The organism is Nocardia ninae NBRC 108245, from assembly GCF_007990755.1.
Classification (GTDB): domain Bacteria; phylum Actinomycetota; class Actinomycetes; order Mycobacteriales; family Mycobacteriaceae; genus Nocardia; species Nocardia ninae.
Map to the genome: position 1 here is coordinate 1 of NZ_BJXA01000098.1, position 21,597 is coordinate 21,597.

17 protein-coding genes and 1 pseudogene are annotated in these 21,597 nt (G+C 65.1%); 15 read left to right on the plus strand and 3 right to left on the minus strand.

Going from position 1 to position 21,597, the window contains the following annotated elements:
- Both NN4_RS39445 and NN4_RS39450 read right to left on the minus strand, forming a co-directional pair.
- On the minus strand, positions 1-888 hold an 888-nt coding region (locus tag NN4_RS39445; protein WP_147142050.1), incomplete at its 3' end, for a GAF domain-containing protein.
- Positions 889-903: 15 nt separating this feature from the next.
- Positions 904-2,295 carry a cytochrome P450 gene (locus NN4_RS39450; protein WP_147142053.1) on the minus strand — a complete coding sequence of 464 codons (1,392 nt, stop codon included), beginning with the start codon at positions 2,293-2,295 and terminating at the stop codon, positions 904-906.
- A 574-nt stretch (positions 2,296-2,869) separates the two neighbouring features.
- On the opposite strand from NN4_RS39450, the pseudogene NN4_RS47075 reads away from it, so the two are divergent.
- The 11 genes and pseudogenes from NN4_RS47075 to NN4_RS39500 form a co-directional block, all read left to right on the plus strand.
- Positions 2,870-3,097: pseudogene (locus tag NN4_RS47075) on the plus strand (hypothetical protein); the annotation flags it as partial.
- Positions 3,098-3,100: 3 nt separating this feature from the next.
- A complete protein-coding gene (locus NN4_RS39455) occupies positions 3,101-3,847 on the plus strand; it encodes a hypothetical protein (RefSeq protein ID WP_147142056.1) in 747 nt (248 codons plus the stop codon).
- Between the two features lie 336 nt (positions 3,848-4,183).
- Positions 4,184-4,456 (plus strand): hypothetical protein, encoded by a 273-nt coding sequence (locus NN4_RS39460; RefSeq protein WP_147142059.1) that lies wholly within the window; start codon positions 4,184-4,186, stop codon positions 4,454-4,456.
- A 406-nt stretch (positions 4,457-4,862) separates the two neighbouring features.
- Positions 4,863-6,851, plus strand: coding sequence for a cutinase family protein (locus tag NN4_RS39465; RefSeq protein WP_147142062.1), 1,989 nt, complete (start codon positions 4,863-4,865; stop codon positions 6,849-6,851).
- Complete coding sequence (locus tag NN4_RS46720; protein ID WP_147142065.1) at positions 6,851-8,089, plus strand: M23 family metallopeptidase; 1,239 nt, start codon at positions 6,851-6,853, stop codon at positions 8,087-8,089. Before NN4_RS39465 ends, NN4_RS46720 begins: the two co-directional genes overlap by 1 nt.
- Positions 8,089-9,519 carry a CpaE/TadZ family protein gene (locus tag NN4_RS39475; RefSeq protein WP_147142067.1) on the plus strand — a complete coding sequence of 477 codons (1,431 nt, stop codon included), beginning with the start codon at positions 8,089-8,091 and terminating at the stop codon, positions 9,517-9,519. Before NN4_RS46720 ends, NN4_RS39475 begins: the two co-directional genes overlap by 1 nt.
- A 91-nt stretch (positions 9,520-9,610) precedes the next feature.
- Complete coding sequence (locus tag NN4_RS39480) at positions 9,611-10,015, plus strand: hypothetical protein (protein WP_147142070.1); 405 nt, start codon at positions 9,611-9,613, stop codon at positions 10,013-10,015.
- Between the two features lie 283 nt (positions 10,016-10,298).
- Positions 10,299-10,832, plus strand: coding sequence for a DUF8175 domain-containg protein (locus NN4_RS39485; RefSeq protein ID WP_147142073.1), 534 nt, complete (start codon positions 10,299-10,301; stop codon positions 10,830-10,832).
- A 15-nt stretch (positions 10,833-10,847) separates the two neighbouring features.
- Positions 10,848-12,980, plus strand: a complete 2,133-nt coding sequence (locus tag NN4_RS39490) for a hypothetical protein (RefSeq protein ID WP_147142076.1) — start codon at positions 10,848-10,850, stop codon at positions 12,978-12,980.
- On the plus strand, positions 12,977-14,551 hold the full coding sequence (locus NN4_RS39495; protein ID WP_147142080.1) for a hypothetical protein: 1,575 nt from the start codon (positions 12,977-12,979) through the stop codon (positions 14,549-14,551). The genes NN4_RS39490 and NN4_RS39495 overlap by 4 nt, the downstream gene beginning before the upstream one ends.
- Before the next feature lie 150 nt (positions 14,552-14,701).
- Complete coding sequence (locus NN4_RS39500; protein WP_147142083.1) at positions 14,702-16,117, plus strand: putative type IV secretion/conjugal transfer ATPase; 1,416 nt, start codon at positions 14,702-14,704, stop codon at positions 16,115-16,117.
- A 67-nt stretch (positions 16,118-16,184) separates the two neighbouring features.
- On the opposite strand, the gene NN4_RS39505 is transcribed toward NN4_RS39500, so the two are convergent.
- Entirely contained in the window at positions 16,185-16,424 is a 240-nt protein-coding gene (locus NN4_RS39505) for a hypothetical protein (RefSeq protein WP_147142086.1), read from the minus strand.
- Between the two features lie 165 nt (positions 16,425-16,589).
- Between NN4_RS39505 and NN4_RS39510 the strand changes: the two genes are divergently transcribed.
- The 4 genes from NN4_RS39510 to NN4_RS39525 all read left to right on the plus strand — a co-directional run bounded on the left by NN4_RS39510 (position 16,590) and on the right by NN4_RS39525 (position 21,546).
- Positions 16,590-17,978 carry a type IV secretory system conjugative DNA transfer family protein gene (locus tag NN4_RS39510; protein WP_147142089.1) on the plus strand — a complete coding sequence of 463 codons (1,389 nt, stop codon included), beginning with the start codon at positions 16,590-16,592 and terminating at the stop codon, positions 17,976-17,978.
- The gene (locus NN4_RS39515; RefSeq protein WP_147142092.1) at positions 17,975-18,445 is read left to right on the plus strand and encodes a hypothetical protein; all 471 of its coding nucleotides are present in this window, start codon (positions 17,975-17,977) and stop codon (positions 18,443-18,445) included. Before NN4_RS39510 ends, NN4_RS39515 begins: the two co-directional genes overlap by 4 nt.
- 98 nt (positions 18,446-18,543) lie before the next feature.
- A complete protein-coding gene (locus tag NN4_RS39520; RefSeq protein WP_147142095.1) occupies positions 18,544-20,097 on the plus strand; it encodes a hypothetical protein in 1,554 nt (517 codons plus the stop codon).
- Positions 20,098-20,118: 21 nt separating this feature from the next.
- On the plus strand, positions 20,119-21,546 hold the full coding sequence (locus NN4_RS39525; protein ID WP_147142098.1) for a hypothetical protein: 1,428 nt from the start codon (positions 20,119-20,121) through the stop codon (positions 21,544-21,546).
- The last annotated feature ends 51 nt before the right edge of the window (positions 21,547-21,597 follow it).

The following is a 21,597-nucleotide window of genomic DNA, read 5'->3' on the forward strand; positions in this document are numbered from 1 at the left end:
TCGTCGCAGCGCTGCGCAGTCGTCGGGGTGGAACACGACGGGGTCGCCTTCGCGTTCCCAGTCGATCCAGCTGGGCGCTTTGGTCAGCCATTCGGCGATGACAGGAATGGGGACGCCGGGGGAGGAGGCGAGCAGTGCAGCGACGGGGCTGTCCTCGTCGGTGGGTGGTTGGGTGGTCCAGCTGTCTGGTCGGGCGTTGCGGGCGTTGGTGCCGGTGGCGAGCCCGAGGACTTCAATCGGGCCCATCACTGGTGGGTTGGTATCGGTCACATCGATAGTGAGGCCGCGCATTCCGTTGTGTCGATCGTCTTTTCGGCCGCGACCGACGTTGTACCAGTTCATCAGGTATCCGAGGTCATGGAGGATGACGCTGTAGGAGGCGTGCGTCGCGGTCGGGTCGGGATTGGCTGCCAGCGCTACCAGCTCGTTGATTTTGTCGAAACGTACCGCTTTGCGCAGGAACTCGGCTGGGCTCAGGGTCGATGAGGTGTGGGTGCTGTGGTCATCGGGTGCCAGGCTCATCCGCCAGCATGCTTCGGTGAGGCGCACCTGGAGGTCTCCGAGGTGCCAGGACATGGCCGAAGCGGGTGGGTGGGGTGTCGGTTCTTCGGTGTCGGGTCCGATCCACAGGTGCATGCCGTAGGTGTCACCTTCCGGGCCGGGGATCGGGTCGATGTCTATCAACCGTGATCCTCCACCGCGGGCGGGCAGGAGTTGTTGGAGGTGGTTGCCGTTGCGGCGCACCGATTCCAGCAGATCGTCGACATCGACACCCTCGTGGCGGTGTAAGGAACGGAGTGAGGTCCAGTCACGCGGGTCGCCGTCTTTGCAGATGATGGTCATCGGTTCGGTCAACGGTGTGAGGCATTCCACGACAAACCAGGTCATGGCGGGTCCTCCGTTCTACGGTCGGGGTAGGGCGGTGAGTTGAAAGGGTTCGGGCCGCAGGCTGCCTCGTTCTTCCATGCGCAGCTCGCCAGCGCCGGTGAGGGTGAACGCGTCGAGGAGGCGGGCCAGCAACAGGGTCGACTCGTGCAGTGCGAAAGCACGGCCGATGCAGGCACGGGGCCCGACGCCGAATGGATGGAACCAGCGATCGGGGTAGTCACGCAGCCGCGCGGCGTCGAACCGGTCCGGGTCGAATCGGTCAGCCTCTGGACCCCACACCTCGGGGTCACGCTGTGCGGCGAGCGCGAGCACGAACACTGGTTGTCCGGCGGGGATGCGGTAACCAGCCAGGGTCTGATCGGTGCGGGCGAGGCGGAACAGGCCGGGTACCGGCGGCCACAGTCGCAGTACCTCGTTGAGCAGGTTGCGGATCTTGCGCATCCTGGTGACCGCCTCGTAGTCGAACGCGCCGCGGTCGTGGACCTCCGTGCGCAGTTCTTTCTGCAGGTTCGGATCGGCGGCGATGTAGTGCAGGCTGGCTTCCAGCAGTGCGGCGGTGGTTTCGTGACCGGCGACCAAGAAGGTGAGCACCTGCTCGCGGACGTTCTGGGCGGGCAGGAGTTGGCCGGTTTCCGGGTCGGGGGTGGAGAGCATCAGTCCCAGGAGATCGTCTGTGCCACTGATGGTTCGGTTCTGACGGTCGGCGATGACTGCGTCCACATACTGGTTGGCGGCGGCGATCTGCGCGCGGGCGCGCGGGGTGCGCAGCAGAGTGCGGATGGTGCCTATGACCGGTAGGTCGTTGGTTTGCCCGCTGGCCCAGGTGAGGACCTCGGCCAATGCGTCGACGAACCATCGCGAATTGCTGCCGTCGACTTCACCGGGGCCGAGCAAGCCGAGGCGCCGGGAGAATCCGGCACGGCCGATGACCTCGAGTGTTGCCGCGGTCATGGCTCCATGCACGTCGACTCGGTGGCCTTGGGCGGCCGACCATTCTGGGATCAGGTCATCGGCCACGCTGTTCATCGCCTCGTGGTAGCTGCGCATCGCCGCCTGGTTGAACCCGGGTGTAAGGATACGGCGCGCTTGTGCCCACAAAGGGTTGCTGCTGCGGGCGGTGAACAGCCCCTCTGGAACGATCTGACGTAGAACTTCGCCGGGCCCCGCAAGGCATCGGGCCCACGTGTCCTCGTCGCTGCACTGGGTCGCCAGCCGCGCCCCGGAAACGATGATGACGCGGGTACGCAACAGCTTTCGCTCGAAGATCGGGCCGAGTCCACGTCGTGCGAGAGTGAGTTCGTGTTGGGTGGGGCGGCGTCGGTCCACGCTGGTGAGATCACCGAGAATCGGCAGGCGGCCGGGCGCGTGCGGCAGCATGTCCAGAGGCTTGGCGGTGCTGATGGTCATGCCTTCAGGCTCTCACTCTCATCGTCTTGCTACACATAAGGCCAGGTAGATAGAGAAAGAGCCTACCGCCATAAGTGATTGACGTCACATTTCGGGCGTGGTTAACTGGGGGTGCGCTGGGTGGGATTTCCTCAGTGGCGTCGCTAATTCCATAGGTCCCTGTGCGGGGTTTGTTGAGCCCGTGCTGCGTGATCGGAACCGACTGCCACGAGGAGTGTCATGACACCTGATGCGCTTTGCCTCCACATCCACTCACCTCCACCGCTGCGATTGTCGGCGGCGAGGCGCTGGCCCGCAGTTGTCGGGCGGCCCACAGGCCACTCATTTGGTCGAGATGGAGTCGACGGCCATGGTGCGCGCACGCATCGGCCGCACGATCTCGGAGTTATCGCAAATGATTCGAGCGATCCCCGCGCAGACGTTGGTCGGTGCTGGTGCGGACGATCGCAGGGGAGGAGAAATAGTGAACATCTCCGGCGTAGGTGGGTCATGCCCGTCGCCTGGCGACATGCCTCGGCGACGCCCGTCGGCATCGAAGCGGACGAGAAGAACTTCGGCATCGCCACCGTGGATAGTGGTTGAAACACTGAATGGCCCATCACATCCCACCGTTGTTATCGACGGGAACTATCGACGACGATTCGGAAATCTGACGCGAGTGAGCATCGCCAGGACCGCGTCGCTGGTGCGAAGCCTCCCAGCTGTCGTCGAGCATTGTGCGAGAACTGGCGAGCCCCAGTTGCAACCCGTACGGCTGCCCTCGGGTAGAGCGATCCGACTCCTGGCGCTGCCGGTGGAAGGGCCAGTGGCCTCTGTTTTTGGGGTGCTCGTGTGCGCCAGCTCGGCTTCTTGCATCCCGCCGTCGCCGCTAGCGGTCGGAACGCTCGAGTGGAACGCGGTCACCGGCATCGCGACTGCAAATACCGCGGCGGAGCGAATACTGGATCTAGCAGGTGCGGGCGAGCGTCGAGAACGGACTCTTGCCGACGTGATGTGCCGCTTCACATGGTGGGAGGATCGGGCGGGATTCCTGTCGTTGTTCGATCCGGCAGAGTCGGTAGACGAGTGGGCGGGGACGGCGATTATCGCGGACGTGGGTCCGGGAGGCCGGCGCCACGTGTATGTGGTGGCGCGGAGCTGTACATCAGCGGCAGGTCGCTTGGTGCGCGCGATTGTTCACGACGTCACCGGCTTGGAGCCGACGCCACGATTCGATACTCACGCTGTCGCTCTGCGTCGCATACCGACTAGGGAGGGCCACGCTGTCGGGCTAACTGACGTGGCGAGCTGGCTGGTTCACGACTGGATTGCGATCGATGACACGCCGCTCTACCGCTGGCGGCATCAGGATCCTGAGATCCATTGGGAAGATATGGAATCCGTTGCTCGATGTCGGGCGGCGCTGCTGGCTGGTGCTGAATCGATCGGATGTACGATCCGGGTTCGATTTTCGGAACACGACCAATGGGCCACAGTGCGGGCCGAGTGGACGATGCTGTCCCGCGCCGACCGTTTGCAGGCGGTCTTCGACATCACGTGGATCTCAAAGTGAACGCTCTGTTGTTAGTAAGGCGATCCGGGACTTCCCGTGCTGCATGACAATAGGCCCGGGCCTCGCGGTTGGCTATTGATGCTCGTGACGATCTTAGGTATATTGAGTTCTTCTCCCGTTCTTCGGGAATGCCCGGTACCCGCTACTGCGGAATCGGATGAAGGCCGGACGATTCAAACTCTGACCCCCGCGCGTCGACTAGTGCAAGGGCGAACCTGCATTTCGCGTGCAATGAGAATCGTGACTGGCGTGGCAACTCTTTGCTCGGCCGAGGTCGAACTCGCTTCCTAGACATGAAGTTCGATCCTCATGGTGCTGAGCGGATGAGGAGTCGCTATGAACTACTTCTCGCATCAACGTACATCGGTGATTGACCCGGGCAATCCGGAGGCGGATGCAGCGGCCGCCCGGCGTGATAGGCCACGTCCGGTCGTGCTGCGGGACGTGGGGCTCAGCGAGCGCCTGGAGCGGCTGTACGACGTGAAGGTCGATGACGATCGGCGCATGCGGCGATTGGTTCATGAACGTCGTAGAGCGCAAGCAGGTAGAGAACGTTCGTGCGGCTGTGGGTTGCGTCAGCATCGGATCGCGAAACCAAGCGAGGGCTAAGGCATTTCGCGTGCGAACGCACCTGCGGATCGGATCCAGACTTGGCGAAGGCGTGTTCCCGCCCTAGTAAACGCGTTGCGCGGCCAGGCGTATGCGCCTGATTGGTTGATGACAGTTCGGGTGCGAGGTGTGTTGCGAGCTTGATCAGCGGAGGTGGTTGTATGAGTGATTGTCCGGTTGAGGGGCCTAAATCCGTTTCGGCTGAGCGGGTTTTGCGGATTCGGGAAATCAGTGCACGCACTGGTGATACTCCGGATCGCATCCGTCATCTGCGGGTGACGGGGCATGAGTTGTATTCGCGGGCCTGGAAATCAGGGCTTGCGAGGAACTCTCCGCTAAAGCTGGAAGCGTCGGCAGTCGATGCCTGGGTGGCGCAGCAGAAGCGATCGTCGAATCGAGACGGCTCGTGAAGCGGACGGTTGAACATCCGGGCGGACACTCCTTCGCGATCCGGTTGATGATCGCCGGAACCGTGAGTGTTGTTTGCGCCACTGGCCTGACGATGGGTGCCGGTAGCGCCGCCGGGAGTCCTTGGTCGGGAACAGGGTTGGATGAACCGGGTTGTCCGGTGGTGGCGGGGGTGTTTCTGCCCGGTACTTGGGAAACAAACGCACAAGCGGATGAGACGAACCCGGTCGGACTTCTGGCGCCGGTGGCGACACGGCTGTCGGAGCAATTCGGGGCCAAGTTCGCGTTCCGGTTCCCGGCCTATGCGGCGGCGGCGTTCGACGGCATGGCCTACGGGAACAGCAAAGCGACCGGTGTGGCCGCTGCGCGACGGGTCATCGAGGAGTTCGGGCAGCATTGTGGTGCAACGAAGTTCGTGCTGGCGGGCTATTCGCAAGGCGCTGACGCGCTAGGCGATCTCGCTGCATCGATCGGCTGCTCTGGAGACCCGATCAGCGCGGATCGGGTGTTGGCGGTGGGTTTGATCGCTGACCCGCGGCAGGGGACCAACGGTGGAAAGCTGGTTGGTCCGCAGGTCGAAGGTGAAGGTATTGCTGGTCCGCGCCCCGGCGGGTTCTGCGGCTTATCGGCCGTCACCGCCGAAATTTGTGCCCAGCAAGACAAGTACTGTGCGACGAATGCCTCGGCCAACCCTATTCTGGCGGGGTTGGGTCGGATCCTGTCCCGACCTATCGGCAGCGAGCCAACGGCCACTGCCTCCGGCACGGGCTCAGTACCGGACCTGATCGAGTCGCTGGTCGCCGATGTCGGCAATATCGACCTGCCGGGTCTGCGGGCCGCGATCGAGAAGATCGTCGCCTCAGCAGGGCAAGGAGTTGTCGATGCCAACAGTGTGTCGGTGGCGGTCCGCGATGTTCAGGCAGCGTTGGGTCGGCTCGGCGGGCTGGCTTCGTGGGTGAAGACGAGCCCCGAGGCAGTGTCGGGCTTGGCGAATGATGCTGCGGGGTCGCCCCAACGGGTAGCTGGTGACGTGGTGGAGGGACTGTCACGGTCAGACTTACCGGCAGCGATGGAGTCGTTGTCCGAACTCACCGGAACCGCAGCTGGCACGCCGAGTGGTGATGACAGGACGGCTGCGGCGAGCCGGTTGGCCACGGCGACTGCGCCGTTGACCGATTCAATGAGTTCGTCCTCGCCCGATGCATTGTCACAGGCATCGCGCGCGCTGGGCATTCTGAAGCCCGCGGTCGTGGTTGGACAGATGAGCAACGTCGCCACCAACGGGTTGAAGTTCGCGGCGAACGTGCCCGCGATCGTTGACGTGGTCGCGCGGATCAGCGCGGCGATCACGGAAGCAAACGACGTCGCGGCCAAAGTGACGGCCCTGCACGCACTATTCGGTGAACTGAACGCCCTGTTCAAGCCTCTGGTGGTGCTGGCCGACGGCGTTGATCTGCGGACAGTGTCACAGCTGGTCGCGATGATCCCGGACACCACAGGGACAGCACAGATCGCGTCGGTGGTGATCGGCTTGCTGGACAACCTGAATGTCGTCGCGCTTGCCCGCCAGGTTGGGCGGTTGCAGGAGAACCTCTGGGGCATCGCCGAGGCGATCACCAAGGGCGGCGACCTCGTAGAGGTCGGGACGCAGCTGGTCGGGCTGGTTCCGACGATGCTCGGATTCGCAGGCTTGGCGGTGGACACACTGGCCGGCACAGCCAGCCACGCCGACGGTTCCGAGTCGACAGCACCGAATGGCTTCGCGGGGCTGGGAGGGCTGACACGGCAGTTGACCGACAGCGTCAGCGGACAGGGGAGTGCCGCGCTGGGCCAACTGACGTCCGACGGGGTCACAGCGGCTAACTTCTTCGCCTCCGGTGTCCATCAGGGCTATCAGCATTACCTCGTCGATGGGCAACGCAATGCCGTTGACTGGCTGACGGATTGGTTCGCCGCCCGGATCCGCAACATCGCTGGGGTGGTGTGATGGCCGCCCCGTTGATCGGCCTGCTCGGTGTCGGCGGTGTGACGCTGCTGGCAGCGGTCGTGTTCATGCTCGGGTCAGGAGACCGCAAGCCACCGAACCCGAACTGCCTGCCCGACATCCCCCGCACTCACCAGCGGGTATCGGCAGGTGAGGTAGTGATGCCGCTGGCCGAAGGCACGTACACGGTGTCCTCGCCGTTCGGGTTGCGCGAGGGCACATTCCATCGCGGTGTCGACCTTGCCGCACCGTTGGGGACACCGATCCTCGCTACTACGGGCGGCCGGGTGGCCGCAGCAGGCCCCGCCGGCGGGTTCGGGCATTGGATCATCATCGACACCATCCACGACAACACACCGCTGTCGAGCGTCTACGGGCACATGAGTGCTGGTGGTGTGTTCGTCAAGACAGGCGATGAAGTCCATGCTGGGCAGCGGATCGGCGCGGTCGGCAGTGAAGGTGAATCCAGTGGCCCGCACCTGCATTTCGAGGTCGTGCCAGGTGGACGGCTCCAGGGTGGGCAACAGATCGACCCGATGCCGTGGCTCGAGCAGGCGCGCAACCACCCAACCCGCGCGCAGGCGATGCCAGTGGCGCACCCTGGTGGGTCGGACGGCTCGCATCAGACATCGAGATCTCACTGGATGCTCGGTCCGACGACAGCGATGGTGGGGTGCAACCCGAGTTCGGCTGTGGTGGCTGGAATTTCGTTGCGCGCGGAATCGGTGCCGGGGGAGTACGAACCCTGGATCGGTAAGGCTGCCCGGACCTGCCCGGAAGTGTCGGCACCGTTGCTGGCGGCGCAGTTGCATCAGGAATCGGGATTCAACCGATTCGCAGTCTCCCCGGCCGGTGCGCAGGGCCCGGCGCAATTCATGCCGGGCACATGGGCCCGACATGGTGTCGACGGAGACGGTGACGGGCGCGCGGACATCACATCGATCCCGGACGCGGTGATCTCGCAGGCATCCTATGACTGCTCACTGGTCAGGATCGCCAAAGATGCTGTGACGCAAGGAAAGCTGCGCGGCGAGCTGACTGAGTTGTGGCTGAGCATGTACAACTGCGGCCCCGAGGGCACTCTGGCTCAAGGCAGTGTGTGCCAGAACGCGGAGACGTTGGGCTATGTGAAAGTCATTCCCCGTATGGCCGCTGAGTACGCCGCGGCAGGAACCACAGCCGGGGTTCGTCCAGGCCCGGGCGGGCGAGCGGCGATGAGCGCTGCAGGGGGTGAGCGCTGATGACGGGTGCGAACACCGAGACAGCGGGCAGTCCGCACGCGGCGGCAGTCGATCACCTGACCAAGGAGGCGGATATGGATGAGGCCAGTGTCGCAACGAAGGATACCGATGCGGAGTACACCGCCGAGCGGCCGGTGGATCTGCGGCGACAACGACTTCGCCGACCCTCGCCCACCGACAACGAGGACGACCACCTCGAGGCGCCGGCCGGGTCGGACCTTGACGGAACGTCGGCGCCGAATGATCCCTACGGCGTCGGGGAAGCAAACCTGTCGGCGACCCCGCCGTCAGTACACGACCTCGCGGCGGCACGGGAAGTCCGGTTGTCGATGCTGCTGCGACCGGCACCAGGGGCGGAAACCGATCCGGCCCAGTGGGGATGGCGCGGCAAGCTCAACACGGTCGGACTACAACTCAAGCCCGCCCGGTCGGGCCCGGAGGTGGCGTATCGGCGTGCGGTGGAACGGATCCGGCAACCGCTGCCCGGCACGCCGGTAGTTGCGATAGCCAACCCGAAGGGCGGGTCGGGGGTGACGCCGACGACGGTGGTGCTCTCGGCGTTGTTCGGAAGGTTGCGGGGCGGGCAGGTGGTGGCGTGGGACGCCAACGAATCTTGCGGCACCCTGGGCGCACGCGCGGCAGTCTGCAGCGGCCCGGAGACCGTGTGGGATGTGTTGGCGCACGCGCGAGAGTTGTGCTCTGTCAACGGAGATGCCTCGGCGCTGGGGCGGATGTTGCAGCGCCAACCGAGTTTGGATGAGGTACTGGCTTCGGACCAAACCCCTGGTGGCAGTGTGAATGTCGGGCGCGAGGAATGCGCGGCGGTCCTGGCCGTTTTGCGGCGGCACCGTTCGATGATCCTGATCGATACCGGCAACAACGAACGCGCACCCGCGTTTCGCTGGACGGTCGAGAACGCCACCCAACTCGTGGTGCCGGTCGTGTGCCGTCGCGACGTCGTGGTGGCTGCCCTGCGGCTGCTGGACGGTATCGCCGATGCCGGGCATGAAACCCTAGCGGCCAACGCGATCATTGTGCTCGCCGAGCACGGCGGCACCCGCCGCCAGTCAGAGGTCACCGACGCGTTGGAGCGAGCGGGGGTCACGCGCGTGCTGCACGTGCCCTATGACCCGGCACTGGCCGGTGGTGAACGGATCGTGGTGTCGAGGATGAGACGCCCAGCATTGCGCGCATGGGCACAGGTTGCCGCGGTAGTGGCCGATTCTGTCGCGGAAACCCTTGCTGCCCAGTACATGCCGCTGGAAACAGAGTTCATTCCGCAGTCGCGGCGGATCGGTGATGGGCTCGGCTCGTCAACGCCTCGGCGGCTGCTGGCCTACGCACTGCACGAAGGAACAGGATCGCGCACGGGCCGCTACCAGGTACCGGCGTGGGCGGACCGCAACGTCGAGCAACGTCTCGACTGGTGAGCGAGTCACCGGTGAGGAGCACACGACGGCGCAAGCTCAACGACATCAGCAGCGCGTCCGCGCGGACCGCTGTCGGTCAGGAGGTGAACCCATGATCGGTAAACATGTTGCACAACAACGTCTTATGGAAGCTCTGCGCAATTCGATCGCGGTAGCGACAGGCGTGTTAGTGGTGGTGTTGGCCGGGGCGCCGCAGGCTTCGGCGGAAGGGATTCAAAATCCGCTGGGTGGGGTTAGCCCGGATTTCGGGTTGTTCGGTGGTGCTCTGGACGCGACGTGGAAGCGGATCGTGGCGTTCTTGTGGGCGTTGGTGATCATCGGCGCTTCGGTGCGGGTCATTGTCGGTGCGTTCAAGGTCAAGCGAGCCAAAAGCCGTGGCTACGCCAATGATCTGTCCGAAGGATCGGAAGAACTCCAAGACGCGCTGATCTCGGTCGGACTCGTCGCGGCAGCCTCGCCGCTGGTGGCGACGATCCTGTTCGTCGTCGGCGGATGAGCGCCATGACAAGACCGCATTCCAAGACGCGTGACGGCGTGGATGGGAGGTGCGGAAGATGCGATGGAGCACAAGCAGATTCGCTGATCTGACACCCGAAGCGAGTGGCGGCTCAGCGTCAGGACCACGGCCTGGAGGGACGGGTGAGCGAGGTGATCATCGGCGACCACAGGTGCCGAGCGGGCTGCTGATTGGTGGTGTTGTCGCGGTGTTGGTGGGCGTGGTCGCTCTACTGGGCTTGGGTTCGTGCCATGGCGAGCACGCCACCGGTCGGGGAGCCGGGGTGAGTGTGCGGGTCGCGCATGGTCCTACCGCGGTCACCGATGGTGTGCCGGTGGGGTACTCGCGTGACCGTGAAGGCGCGGCGACCGCGGCGGTGAACACGGTGCAGGCATTGACCCAAGCCGGGCAAGGCCGGATCGCGATGGGCGCGGTCCAAGCCGCGCTGCTGGCTCGAGATCCCGGGCCGCACTTGCGGGCCTCGATCCAGATCGGACGGGACCGCGCCGCTGGGGCGGATGTGGTCAATCTCGTTCCGGCAGCGGTGAGCGTCATCGCGTTCACCGAGTCCTCGGCGCGGGTGATGGTGTGGACGATGGCGGTATCGAGAGCCGCGATCACCGAAGGCGCACCGGTATCGGTGATCACCGCATGGGCCACCCACACCGTCGAGCTGGTGTGGGAACGCGGGGACTGGAAGGTCAAGGAAGCCACCGGCAGAGTAGGCCCGCTACCCGAGGAAGCCGTCGCGACAGGTGCGGATTCCCCGCTGTCGCAGCCCTTGCAGTCGGGCTACTACAGCGTCTACGTCAACTAGCCGGGGGTGAGCCAGATGAACCGACATCACCTGATCACGGTGATCGTGACTGTGCTGTGCGCACTCACGTTGGGCGCGGGTTTCGGTGCGGCGACAGCTGCCGCTCAACCCGATAGCCAGGATTCGGGGACGAAATCGTTGCCGAACGGATTCCCCGCTGAGCTTCGCCAGTTCGTCGGCGGTACTGATGAATTCCGCAGCGCGCCATGGTTTTCCGGAGTATGCGCGGACCGTGGCGGTGACATCGGCCGCTACGTCGATGACGTGATGGCAGTCGAGGACCGGTTGCTGTACTGGTCGGCCGGTACCGAGCAGAAGAAAACACTCGGTGGCGCAGATGTCGGCCCCAACGTGCAGCGGTCAGTGGATGAGGCGACCGAACCGCCGAAAGAATTCTTACCCACCGTGTTTCCAGCCGGTGATGCCACCTTTCGCCTGCCATCGCCGGTGTGTGCCGAGGACGTGAAACGGTGGGCTACGGCGGCATGGAACGCGTGGGGGTTGGACTGGGCAAAGACCCCGGACCGGCAATCGATGCGCGAGATCGCCGCAGCGACGGGCGAGGACTTCTCGGCAGTACCGGCCAAGGCATGGACTGATCCGTGCAGTGTTCACCAATCCTATTGTCTGCATGCCTTTTTCGCTGACTGCACCTACGCCGAGACGGCGACCGGGGATCTGGTGCGGTGTGTGGACTGGAACCGGTCGGTAGGCAAGCTGTTCGTCGGGACCGCGCAATGGCTGGACCGCAACACCTCCTTCGGTGACCGTCTCGGCAAAGCGATCTTCGGAGCCGCTGGCCAATCAGCGGGCGCAGCATTCACGCAAGCGTTCTCATGGTTGTGGAACGCCACAGCCAAAGTCGTCAGGTTCGTGCAGGATCCGCAGTCGGTGATCGATGACTGGGCCAACTCCTCCAAAGACAGCGCCGCCGAGCTCAGCGCTCGCGTGCTCGATGGATTGGCTGCGACCGGCCGGTTCGACCCTGGCGCGGCGTGGTTCCTGCGCTGGTATGGGCTCAGCACCGGGATCGGGGTCATGGTGATGGGAGCGATGACCCTGATGGCGTTGTGGCGCACGGCATCTCGCGGAGAAACAGTCAAGGCCATCTCCGGGGACCTGTTCGGCTATCTGCCTGCCGGTGTGTTGTTGATGCTGTTCGCCCCGATGCTCGCGGCGATGTTGGCGGAGGCGGCGAACCTGGCATCGGAATCGATCGCGCGCATGGCCGGTCCGGACATGGGCGAGATGATCGATCACCTCAAGCGATTCACCGGCTCGCTGACCGCGACCGATCTCGCCGGCGGCGTGCTGGTGGGGTTGCTGCTGTTCTTGTTGTTGATCGTGTGCGCGTTGTCGGTGTTCGCCGGTCTGTTGATGCACCAGGTCGCGTTGCCGTGTCTGGCGGTGGCCGCGGGCGTCGGGTTCGGGATGTGGGTGCACCCGCAGTGGCGCAAGAAAGCGTTACGGCCGGTGCTGGTGTTCTGTGCGATCGTGGCCTCCAAGCCCTTGTTGTTTCTGCTGTTGGCCACACTGACCGGAGTCATCGACGCCGGTCTCACCGACACCGCTGGAACTCAACCGCTGGGCGAGTTGGGACAACTGTGCCTGGTCGTTGTTGCGTTCGGGGTGGCGGGATTGGCCCCGTGGTCGCTGTTGCGCTATGCCCCGCTGTTGCCGTCGCGTTCGGACGCTGCTGGGTTCGGTCAATCCCCGTCGTTGATGGCCGGTGCTGTCGGCGGCGCGGGGACAGCGATGTGGTGGAGCAGCCGCGGCGCCGGTGGCAGAGGCCGTAGCGGGCGCGCATCGGGTGACACCGCGGCGGGTGTCGGAAGCGGCGCAGCCGGTGCCGGTGATCCTGGGTGGCGCACCGCGGGCAGTAGCGACGGTCGATCAGCGACCGAAGCACGGTTCGGGCAAACACTGGCCCGCAATACCGGCGGCTCAACAGCTTCGGGTGGTGCTCGACGCGGTGCTGGTGAGGTCGGGCGATCCGCGGCCAGCACGGTGCGACGGCTCGGGTCCGGTGCGCTGTCGGCGGGGATGATCGCGGCTCCGGTTGCTGCGCAGGCGGCGAGTGGCGCGTTGAGCAAAGCGCGCTCGACCGCCGAAGCAGCGCCCGGTGACGCCGAGTCGGAGTCACCATGAGCAGCCCGATACGGACCTGCATCCTCGGCGGTGAGATCGCACGCCGATCATGGCTGGGCCTGTCCCGTCCAGTGCTGATCAGCTGGGCGGCGACCCTCGCCGCGGCGGTGGCGATCTATGTGCTTGGTGGCGGGCAGCCCTGGGCGATAGGCGCGGCGATCGCCAAGCTGGTGACGGTGTTCGCGGCCACGATGGAATGGCGAGAGAAACCGTCCTGGGCTGCCCGGCGCGCCCACACCGCGCGCACCAGGTTGCGGCGTCGGCGCGGTGAGCACATCTACCGCCATCACAGCGACCCGCACTACGGCGACTCGGACCTGGATCCGGGATGGGCGTTCCCACCGCCGCTGGGCAATACCGCACCACTACAGGTCGCGGGAACCGGATTGGACGACATGTTCATCGTCCGCACCGCTAATCCCGGTGAACGCACCACCTATTCGGTGATCGTCGCGGTAGAAGGCGTCGCCGACGGCCTACGCGGAGACAGCGCCTACGCGACCTCGTCGGCATCGTTCGGAACGTTGCTCGCGCAACTGGCACGTAGCAGCTCCCATATCCGGGGCATCCAACTCCTGCACCGCAGCGTCCCGCACGACATGACCCCTCACACCCGATGGGCCCACACTCGAGTCACCCAGCTGAGCGACTCACGCCTGGGACCTGCGGTCGAATCCTATGGGGCCCTGATCGACCTGACCGCACCCCTGGCCGAGGAACACAGATCGTTTGTGGTGCTGCGCATTCCGCAGACCGAAACATTCATGGCCGAGTCCGCGCGACTGGCTCGAACAAAGGACGCCAGTATCGCCGCAGCGATCGCCCAACTCGTCCGCGATGAAACCGAACGTGCCACAAGGCTTCTCGCGCTCGCCGGGATGGGACGCATCGATGTGCTGGGGGAGCGGCGGGCGTGCGCGGTCATCCGCGCCTTCCTCGACCCCGGGTACAAGATCGACCGCCACCGCGACGCCACCTGGGCCGGCTGCTGGCCCACCTACATCGGCGGCGTCGACAGCGTCGCGATCGGAGCCGGGGGGCGCTGGCGGACCCGGGTCGGTTACATCCGACCACGCGCCATCGAACCCGTTGAACTCGGTCCATTGTGGCTGGCACCGCTACTGACCGGAGTGGATGCCGATCCCGGTGATGAGGACACCGCACCGTCGCCCACGATCCGCACGATCAGCGTGCGCCTGGATTTCGTGCCCGCGCACCGGGCGCGGGCGGCGGCACGGGGGGATTTCACCTCCGATCAAGCACGCCGAGAAAAAGAAGCCCGCCGCGGCAAACTCGACGACGGTTCCACCGAGGTTCTGACCAACGCCTCGGGGCGCCGCCGCCAGGACCTAGTTCCCGGCTCCGGGCACCACGGCGCGGTCTACGCCGCGACAATCGCGGTCACCGGCCGCGACCCCGACGACCTGGACCGCGCATGCATGCGTGTCGAAGAAGCCGCCCACGATTCCGCTATCGCTGGAATCGACTGGGCCACCGGCGATCACGACGTCGCGATGTTCACCACCCTGCCCCTGGGACGCGGCTTGGCCGCCACCCCCTACACCCGATGAGGAGGCGAACAAACCATGCGACCACACCGTAATACTCGCGCCGAAGAACGCGAAAGCACTGAATCACGTTGTCGTCAAAACAGTTTCAGAGGCCCAAAAAGTACTCGTAAGCGACCCGGCAGCGGCAGGGAAGGAAATGACCGCAGCGCCGTGGCCGGCGATACCGCGCAGGATCAGCCGCAGCGGCGTCGGCCACCGAGGCGGCACCGAGGACTGGATCGGTACGGCTGGTATGAGCCGCGGTCGGAAGGTGCATGGACGACCACACGGCAAGCCGAGGCGTGGAACCTGGCCACCAGCCGCCGCAGCTCCCGCCAAGACGGTGTGCTTGCCGGACTGAACACCATGACCCAGGAACTGGAAATCGTCGATGCTTTCGCCGCCTACGGCAGCGAAACCAGCGGCATCAACATCGTCGTGATCGGCGACATCGGACGCGGCAAAAGCTCCTGGATCAAAACCGTGTGCGTCCTACGGCAATTGGTCGCCAACCGCCAAGTGGTCATCCTGGACAAGAAACCCCAAGCCGGTACCGGCGAATACACCCCACTGGCACAGGCGTTGGGTGCGGAAAGCATCCGATTCCGGATCGGTGGCAATCAGGCATGCCTGAACCTGCTCGACCCGGCCATCAGCGCACGAGGAGACCACAGTGGCGGTATCGATGGGGTAGTCCCGGCGGGGCAGGAAGCCTTGGTGATCGCGGTGCTCACCGACGCCATGGCCCGCGAACTGGACGAGAAGGAAAAGGCCGCCGTCGGCGCCGCGCTGTCCGCGGCCACTACCCACGCCCGCCAGGCAGGCAAGGATCCCGTCATCCGGGACCTGGCGTTGCGGCTGCTGGATCCGAATCCAGGCGACAGCGTCGGGTTCGGGCCGCGGTGGTGTGAGCGGGCACTCGAATGGGGCGTCGAACCAGGGCTGGCGCTGCTTCGCCTGGCCGAACGCGACCTGCGCGGGCTCGTCGATGCACCCACCAGCCCGGCAGTGCGCACCGCGCTGGAGACTCACCCATTGGTGCACTTCGACCTCAGCGCGCTACCAACCGAAGGCCCGGCCCTGCGGGTGGTGATGACCACCGCCAACACCTGGCTCGCCAACAAGCTTGCCGCTCGCTCCTCGCACTACCAGCAGACCATCCTGGTGGTGGAGGAAGGCTGGCACGTCGCGGCCGGATCGACCGGCGAGGTGTTCCGAGGCAACGTCAAACTCTCACGCGGACTCGGCCTTTCGACCATCGCAGCCTTCCATCATCCCGCCGATCAACCCCCGGACTCTCCAGCGCGAGCGTTGATGAGTGAAGCGAGCATCGTGGTGCTGTTCGGGCAATCCCGCGCCGACGACGCCGCGGAGACCGTGCGCCTGTATCGGCTGCCCGTCGGTACCGAGGACACGTTGATGCGGTTGGGGCGCGGGCAGTGCCTGGTCAAGATCGGCACCCGAGACCCATTTCTGCTCACCCACATTCGCTCGCCGCAGGAGATCCTGCTCACCGACACCGATAGCGCTATTACGGGACGACAAGCAGCCGATAGTGCCACCGTGACCGAGGAACCAGCGTTGTGACCGGGCGTCGGTTACCGAATCCGGTTCGCGGCGAACCGGTTCTACCGGCCGGAGCCGTCTTAGCGATCTACGCCATGACCACGATCGTGGCCGGTGTGATCGGCGGCGGCGCGGTCTCGGCCGCACTCTCCGGGCGCGGGATCGGGCTTCTCGCACCCGCACAGATAGTCCCGACATTGGCACGATTGGTGCGCAGTCCCGGCGACCCGGCCGCGGTGTGGCCTGGTGATCCGCGACCGGGACCAGCCTGGCTGAGCTGGGTGTGCATCATCGTGGTCGGCACTCTGTGGTGTTCGGTCGCGGTCATTTGCAGTGACCAGATCGATAGCCGACGCCGCCACCGCCAACGGCCCGGCTTGGCAAACAGATCAGACCTGCGACGTGTCGGCCTGAATCGGCACGGTGCTCTCCAACGCGCTGCACACGAATTCCCCAGCCTGGTCCGGCGATCAAGGCGTCGGAGGCGGCGGCGATGAGGCATCGGCACTGGCCTTGTACCCGCGCCGCCGGCCCGTCACTGGCGGCGGTCGACATCGGTGTCCTCGCCGACCGGCCCGGCGAGCACGTGTATCTCCAGCATCGCGACGGGGTGATCGTGCACGGGCCCACCGGGGCGGGAAAGACCTGGCGCGTCGCGTACCAACGCGTCTGCGATGCACCAGGATTCGCCCTCGTAACGACCACCAAAGCCGACCTCGTCGCCGCGACCATCGCCCACCGTGCCAGGCGAGGCCGGATAGCGGTGTTCGATCCGGAAGGGTTGACCGGCTGGCCCGCCGGGCTGCGCTGGTCGTTCCTGGCGGGGTGTACTGATCCGGACACCGCGATCCGGCGTGCGGACGCTGCGGCGCGTGCGATGCCTCTCGAGGGCACTCGCAACGGCGCCTACTTCGAGCAGAAGGCCTCCACGGTGCTGCGCTGCTGCCTGCACGCCGCGGCGACGGCGAACTACTCGATCCGCGATGTCCGGGTGTGGATATCGGCGCGCACCAACCGCACCCCGGTCGACATCCTGGCCCAGACCCTGCCGGACTGGGCCAGCGAACTCGACCAGATCCTCGCCTCGAGCAGCGAATCCACCGACGACGTCCTCGCCGCAGCCGCACGGCTGCTGGAACCATTGGCATCACCGAAACTGCTGGCCGCCATCGACATCGACCTCGCCGAATCCTTCGATGTCGAGCAGTTCGTCCTCTCCGGCGTGAACACCCTGTATCTGGTGTCGCGGGGCAGCAGCCGATCCATGGCACCGTTCGTCGCCGCACTGGCCGCCGAAGTCCACCACCTCGCCGACCGAGCCTCCCAACGGATGCCCGGCAAACGCTTGGACCCACCGGTACGGCTCGTGCTGGACGAGACCAACAATGTGGCCCCGATCCCGGATCTGCCCCAGATCATGACCGACTCCGGTGGCAAAGGGATCTGTGTGTGGGCCTTCGCGCACAACCAGGACCAGAACGAATTACGGTGGGGGACAGAGGCCGGACGTGTCCTAGCCCAGTCCGCGCCAGCGATGCTGATCCTGCCCGGCCTGCGCGGCACTGAGGAGCTGGCCGCGATCTCACGGCTGATCGGGGAACGTCGCGGCTGGGAAGCCAGCCTGCACCAGGGTGGACGCAGCTACCAACTCCACGACGACACCGTGCTGCGCGCTGATGAGATCCGTGAACTGCCCAGCGATCACGGGCTGCTGCTGTACCGCAACGCACCAGCCTGTCTGCTGCGGCTACCGAGCGTGTGGGAGGTCGGACGCTGGCGCGAACAAGCCCTCGCCTCCACGGCACTGTTCGATCAGATCATCGACAGCGGCGTTGTTCCCTCGCACCTGCAGCTGCCCAACGAACACGGAGGCTGGTCATGAACACATCGACAGCATCGGATGTGAAATCTTCAGCGCCGCAGCACTATCCCTGCCGCTACAACTGGCGGCACCTAGACCGGCGCGATGCCGCTGCCTTGTGGGAGGAGCTGATCGACTGGGTCGGCTGGCTGCGAGAGACCTACCAGGTTGGCTCCCGCATCCCCCCATGCTGGTTTCAGCACGAGGGCGTACGCGAAGAACTGACCGCCCTCATGGCCGCGCACACTGCGGCGTACTGGTGCGAAGAGGAAACCGCCGAACTACCGCGCGAAGACATGACCGCCTGGCACACCCAATGGCTATGGCCCACCATCGAACGCCTCACCAAGATCTCGGACTTCTCCGCATGCCAACCCCGCCATTGCCGCTGCACCCGCCAACCCCAACCCACACAGGACGGCCTCGCCGAATACGTCGCCGCCGACCTCGACCACCGCAGCGACCCCACGCATCGCGACGGGCTATGACAGCCACCAAACGCTGCGCCCCACACGGAGCAAACCGACACGAGCAGTGAAAGGAGCCGGTAAGCAACATATTTCGTGACGACGAAGGAGGCGATCGCATGGACGATAAGGAGGCTCGACACTCGGGACACGATTTCAACGAATCCGAGATGCGTTGGGCGTACGAAGATCTCTACCGACTCCGTCAAAATGCCATCACGACCGAGTCGGTCACCGAATACCTGGCGCTGAATACTGAAGCGACCCAACTGGAACGGGCCTGGTTGACCGGCCCACCCCAATGGGCACTGCGGTGGCGCTATCTCGACGCCGCGGTCGAGGACTGGGCAAACGACCCGGACTACGCACGCCAGATCCTCCACGAAACCTTCTTCGGCTCCCTCTACAACCCACCCAATCTGGACGGGATCGAACGAGACAGTCTGCTCCAAGCAGCGCGGCTGACCCGCCGCGGCAGTACGGCCGAACCCATCGACACCAGCTCGCTGGCCTACATCGCCACCTACGCCCGCACCGGCAGCACCACCGGCGACCTCGGCGCACACACCAGCTGGTGGAAAGCCCGGGAATGGATCCGCGAACACGCGATAGCCGACGCCGACACCCCCGTGGATCTCACCATCGCCGCCCACGACGTGGTCAGCGGGAAACGACGTCTGTTGAACACCGCCACCGCAATCCCCGCCGCTGAGGCGGTCACCGAACTAGACCGCCTGACGACAGTGCTCGGGGGTGCCCGCGAGCTCGACGGAAAAGTGTTCGTCGACGATCTCCACTGCGACGTCCTGTGCGATGACTACCAGGCCGCGATGAACGCGGCCAACCATCCCGACGCGGGAACCCGCCGTATCGAACACAAGCTGCACGCAGACGACTTACGCGACCAAACCCTCGACTTCGCCGCCAGCATCGGCAGACAGGACATCGTCGAGGCACTAGCAGACATCGACCGCACCGCACGCCAGGACGGCACCGACCTTGCGGCGCCAAGCGGCAGCTGGCTCGATCAGATCACCGATCACGCCCAACGTGCCCGCGAACAACTGAGCTGGCACGGCATCGAGGTCCACTACCCCCACCCCAACGACCCCAGTCTGATCGTTCACGCTGGACGCAGCCCCGTGGAACATCTCGACCCTTGGTATGGCGAGCAGCTGCGACTGACACAACCCGGTGGTGAACACACCGGCGAGATGGGCCGGATCGGGCGATACGGCTCCTGCGAAGAACTGCTCACCGCACTGGAAAACCGCACGGCCACGCCAGGTTTCGCCCATGACAGACACCGCGGCGCGGTGCCAGCCGAGGTGGTGACACGGCTACGCGAATTCGACCAGAAACTGCGCGAACTCGACACCAACCTGACCACCAGCACAAGCGTGCGAGCCGCGATCCGATCCGGACAACCAATCCAATGGACTCGATCCGGAAAACGATCGAACACAACAGGATCCACCTCACCCGGCGAACGAGACCCGGCCCAAAGACTCACCGAGTCAGTCACCAGTGACAGCCAGAGCCACAGCATCAGCACTGACAGCGGGCGAACACCGCCACTGGGGCACAACCCGACCCGTGACGCCGCTAGGAACCGGCGCGAACGAATAGCACGCCAACCCAACCGAACCCGGCCGCACCGACGCCACCCGTGACCCACTGTCGAGGAGGTCTCTATGGCGCAACCACACCACGACAACACCGTCGCGCAGGCCTCCACGGCCGCCGCCAGCGACGCGATCCACACCATCCGAGCCCTGATAGATGCCAGCGACATGCGCGCCGCCAAACAACAACTCCGGCGAACCCGAACCGACCTCGACGAGCACACCTGGGCCATGATCGGCGAAATCGCCAACACCCTGCGCTACAAAACCCACGACGTCGCCCTCACCAAACTCCGCAAACTCTGGCGAGACAACGAACAACACCGCGCACTGATCGAAGCCTGCGCACCGAAAACCGATGAACACCAATACATCCCCGACATCGAGCCCGCCGCGACAAGACCAACCGAACCCCGCCGACCCACCGAACCACTCACACGACGCGTCGACCCGGCCAAGCGCAGCGACCCGCGTCACCGCACCGGAAACGCCGGCGCTACAGCAGTCGAGGCCTACGAGAACCAACTCGACAGCGAGGAACGCAGAGAACAAGGCACACCACGCCCCGAACTGATCGTCGATCGCCGCGACTACGACCGCGACGCTGCCTCGAAAGTCACCGAGCCACTATGCGTCTCATGCCGACTCGAACGCGCCTGCATCGACCGCTGGACCGGGCAGATCACCACAGGCCACGGCGACGACGGCCTGTGTGGAACCTGCCGCGAAGAAGGACGGCCAGGCATCCCCGAACTGCCACTCGGACACAGTCGTGACCAAGCGATCCGAGCCCGCCTCGACGCCATCGCTACGAACTTCAACAGCTACTCACCGGCACTGTTCCGCCACGAGTGGCGCTACGGAGACCTTCACACCAAGGACGTCACGCAGGCATGGGTCGAACAGGACAACTTCCCCACAGTCGTAAAGCAGTCCACCACAACCCAATCAGCTGGACTCAACGGCGAATGCGCCGAATGCGGCGACTGGCGACAACTGCGCGATGAGCTGTGCGTCGACTGCCACCAAGGCCTTACCGGCGATGTAGTCCTCGCCGGAAGCCTGGACCCGGTCACCATCAAAAGCTCACCGCGCGAAAGGATCATCAACGACGACGCCGTGGTCGAGGACCAGGCACGCACCCCGGAGGGCACCGTCAACAATGCTCGCTACCGACGCGGATTCATGCGGCGGCTCAGCGCCGGACAAGACAACTCGAACGCAGCAAACTCTGAGACGGACCATCGCAAAACCGCAGCAAGCAGCGAAGCTCAGAGGCAGATCGCCACGACACCGGGGTCGAAGGGTATAGATCAGACTGAGGAAAAGTCCGCCGCAGCGCTGTCCCCGACACAACGCATCGAAAGAGTCTCGGCGGCAACGTCAACCGCTGCTAATAGGCCGAAACCTGAGTCGTCGCAGGATGCGGCAAGACGACGACGGCAGCAACTTCGTAACCGAGCTGCGGCAGCGGCGGGCCGAAGCCGGCGGATCTGACTGCCGCTACTTATGGCCAGGAGCTCGGTCGAGGTGGTGACCGGGAGTTTC

Bases quoted from the DNA above. Each gene is read 5' to 3' on its own strand.
- NN4_RS39450 (WP_147142053.1), bottom strand. From the start codon at position 2,295: ATGACCATCAGCACCGCCAAGCCTCTGGACATGCTGCCGCACGCGCCC.
- NN4_RS39460 (WP_147142059.1), top strand. From the start codon at position 4,184: ATGAACTACTTCTCGCATCAACGTACATCGGTGATTGACCCGGGCAAT.
- NN4_RS46720 (WP_147142065.1), top strand. From the start codon at position 6,851: ATGGCCGCCCCGTTGATCGGCCTGCTCGGTGTCGGCGGTGTGACGCTG.
- NN4_RS39475 (WP_147142067.1), top strand. From the start codon at position 8,089: ATGACGGGTGCGAACACCGAGACAGCGGGCAGTCCGCACGCGGCGGCA.
- NN4_RS39480 (WP_147142070.1), top strand. From the start codon at position 9,611: ATGATCGGTAAACATGTTGCACAACAACGTCTTATGGAAGCTCTGCGC.
- NN4_RS39490 (WP_147142076.1), top strand. From the start codon at position 10,848: ATGAACCGACATCACCTGATCACGGTGATCGTGACTGTGCTGTGCGCA.
- NN4_RS39495 (WP_147142080.1), top strand. From the start codon at position 12,977: ATGAGCAGCCCGATACGGACCTGCATCCTCGGCGGTGAGATCGCACGC.
- NN4_RS39505 (WP_147142086.1), bottom strand. From the start codon at position 16,424: ATGACCGCGACCGAACACCACAGAGTGCCGACCACGATGATGCACACC.
- NN4_RS39510 (WP_147142089.1), top strand. From the start codon at position 16,590: ATGAGGCATCGGCACTGGCCTTGTACCCGCGCCGCCGGCCCGTCACTG.
- NN4_RS39515 (WP_147142092.1), top strand. From the start codon at position 17,975: ATGAACACATCGACAGCATCGGATGTGAAATCTTCAGCGCCGCAGCAC.
- NN4_RS39520 (WP_147142095.1), top strand. From the start codon at position 18,544: ATGGACGATAAGGAGGCTCGACACTCGGGACACGATTTCAACGAATCC.
- NN4_RS39525 (WP_147142098.1), top strand. From the start codon at position 20,119: ATGGCGCAACCACACCACGACAACACCGTCGCGCAGGCCTCCACGGCC.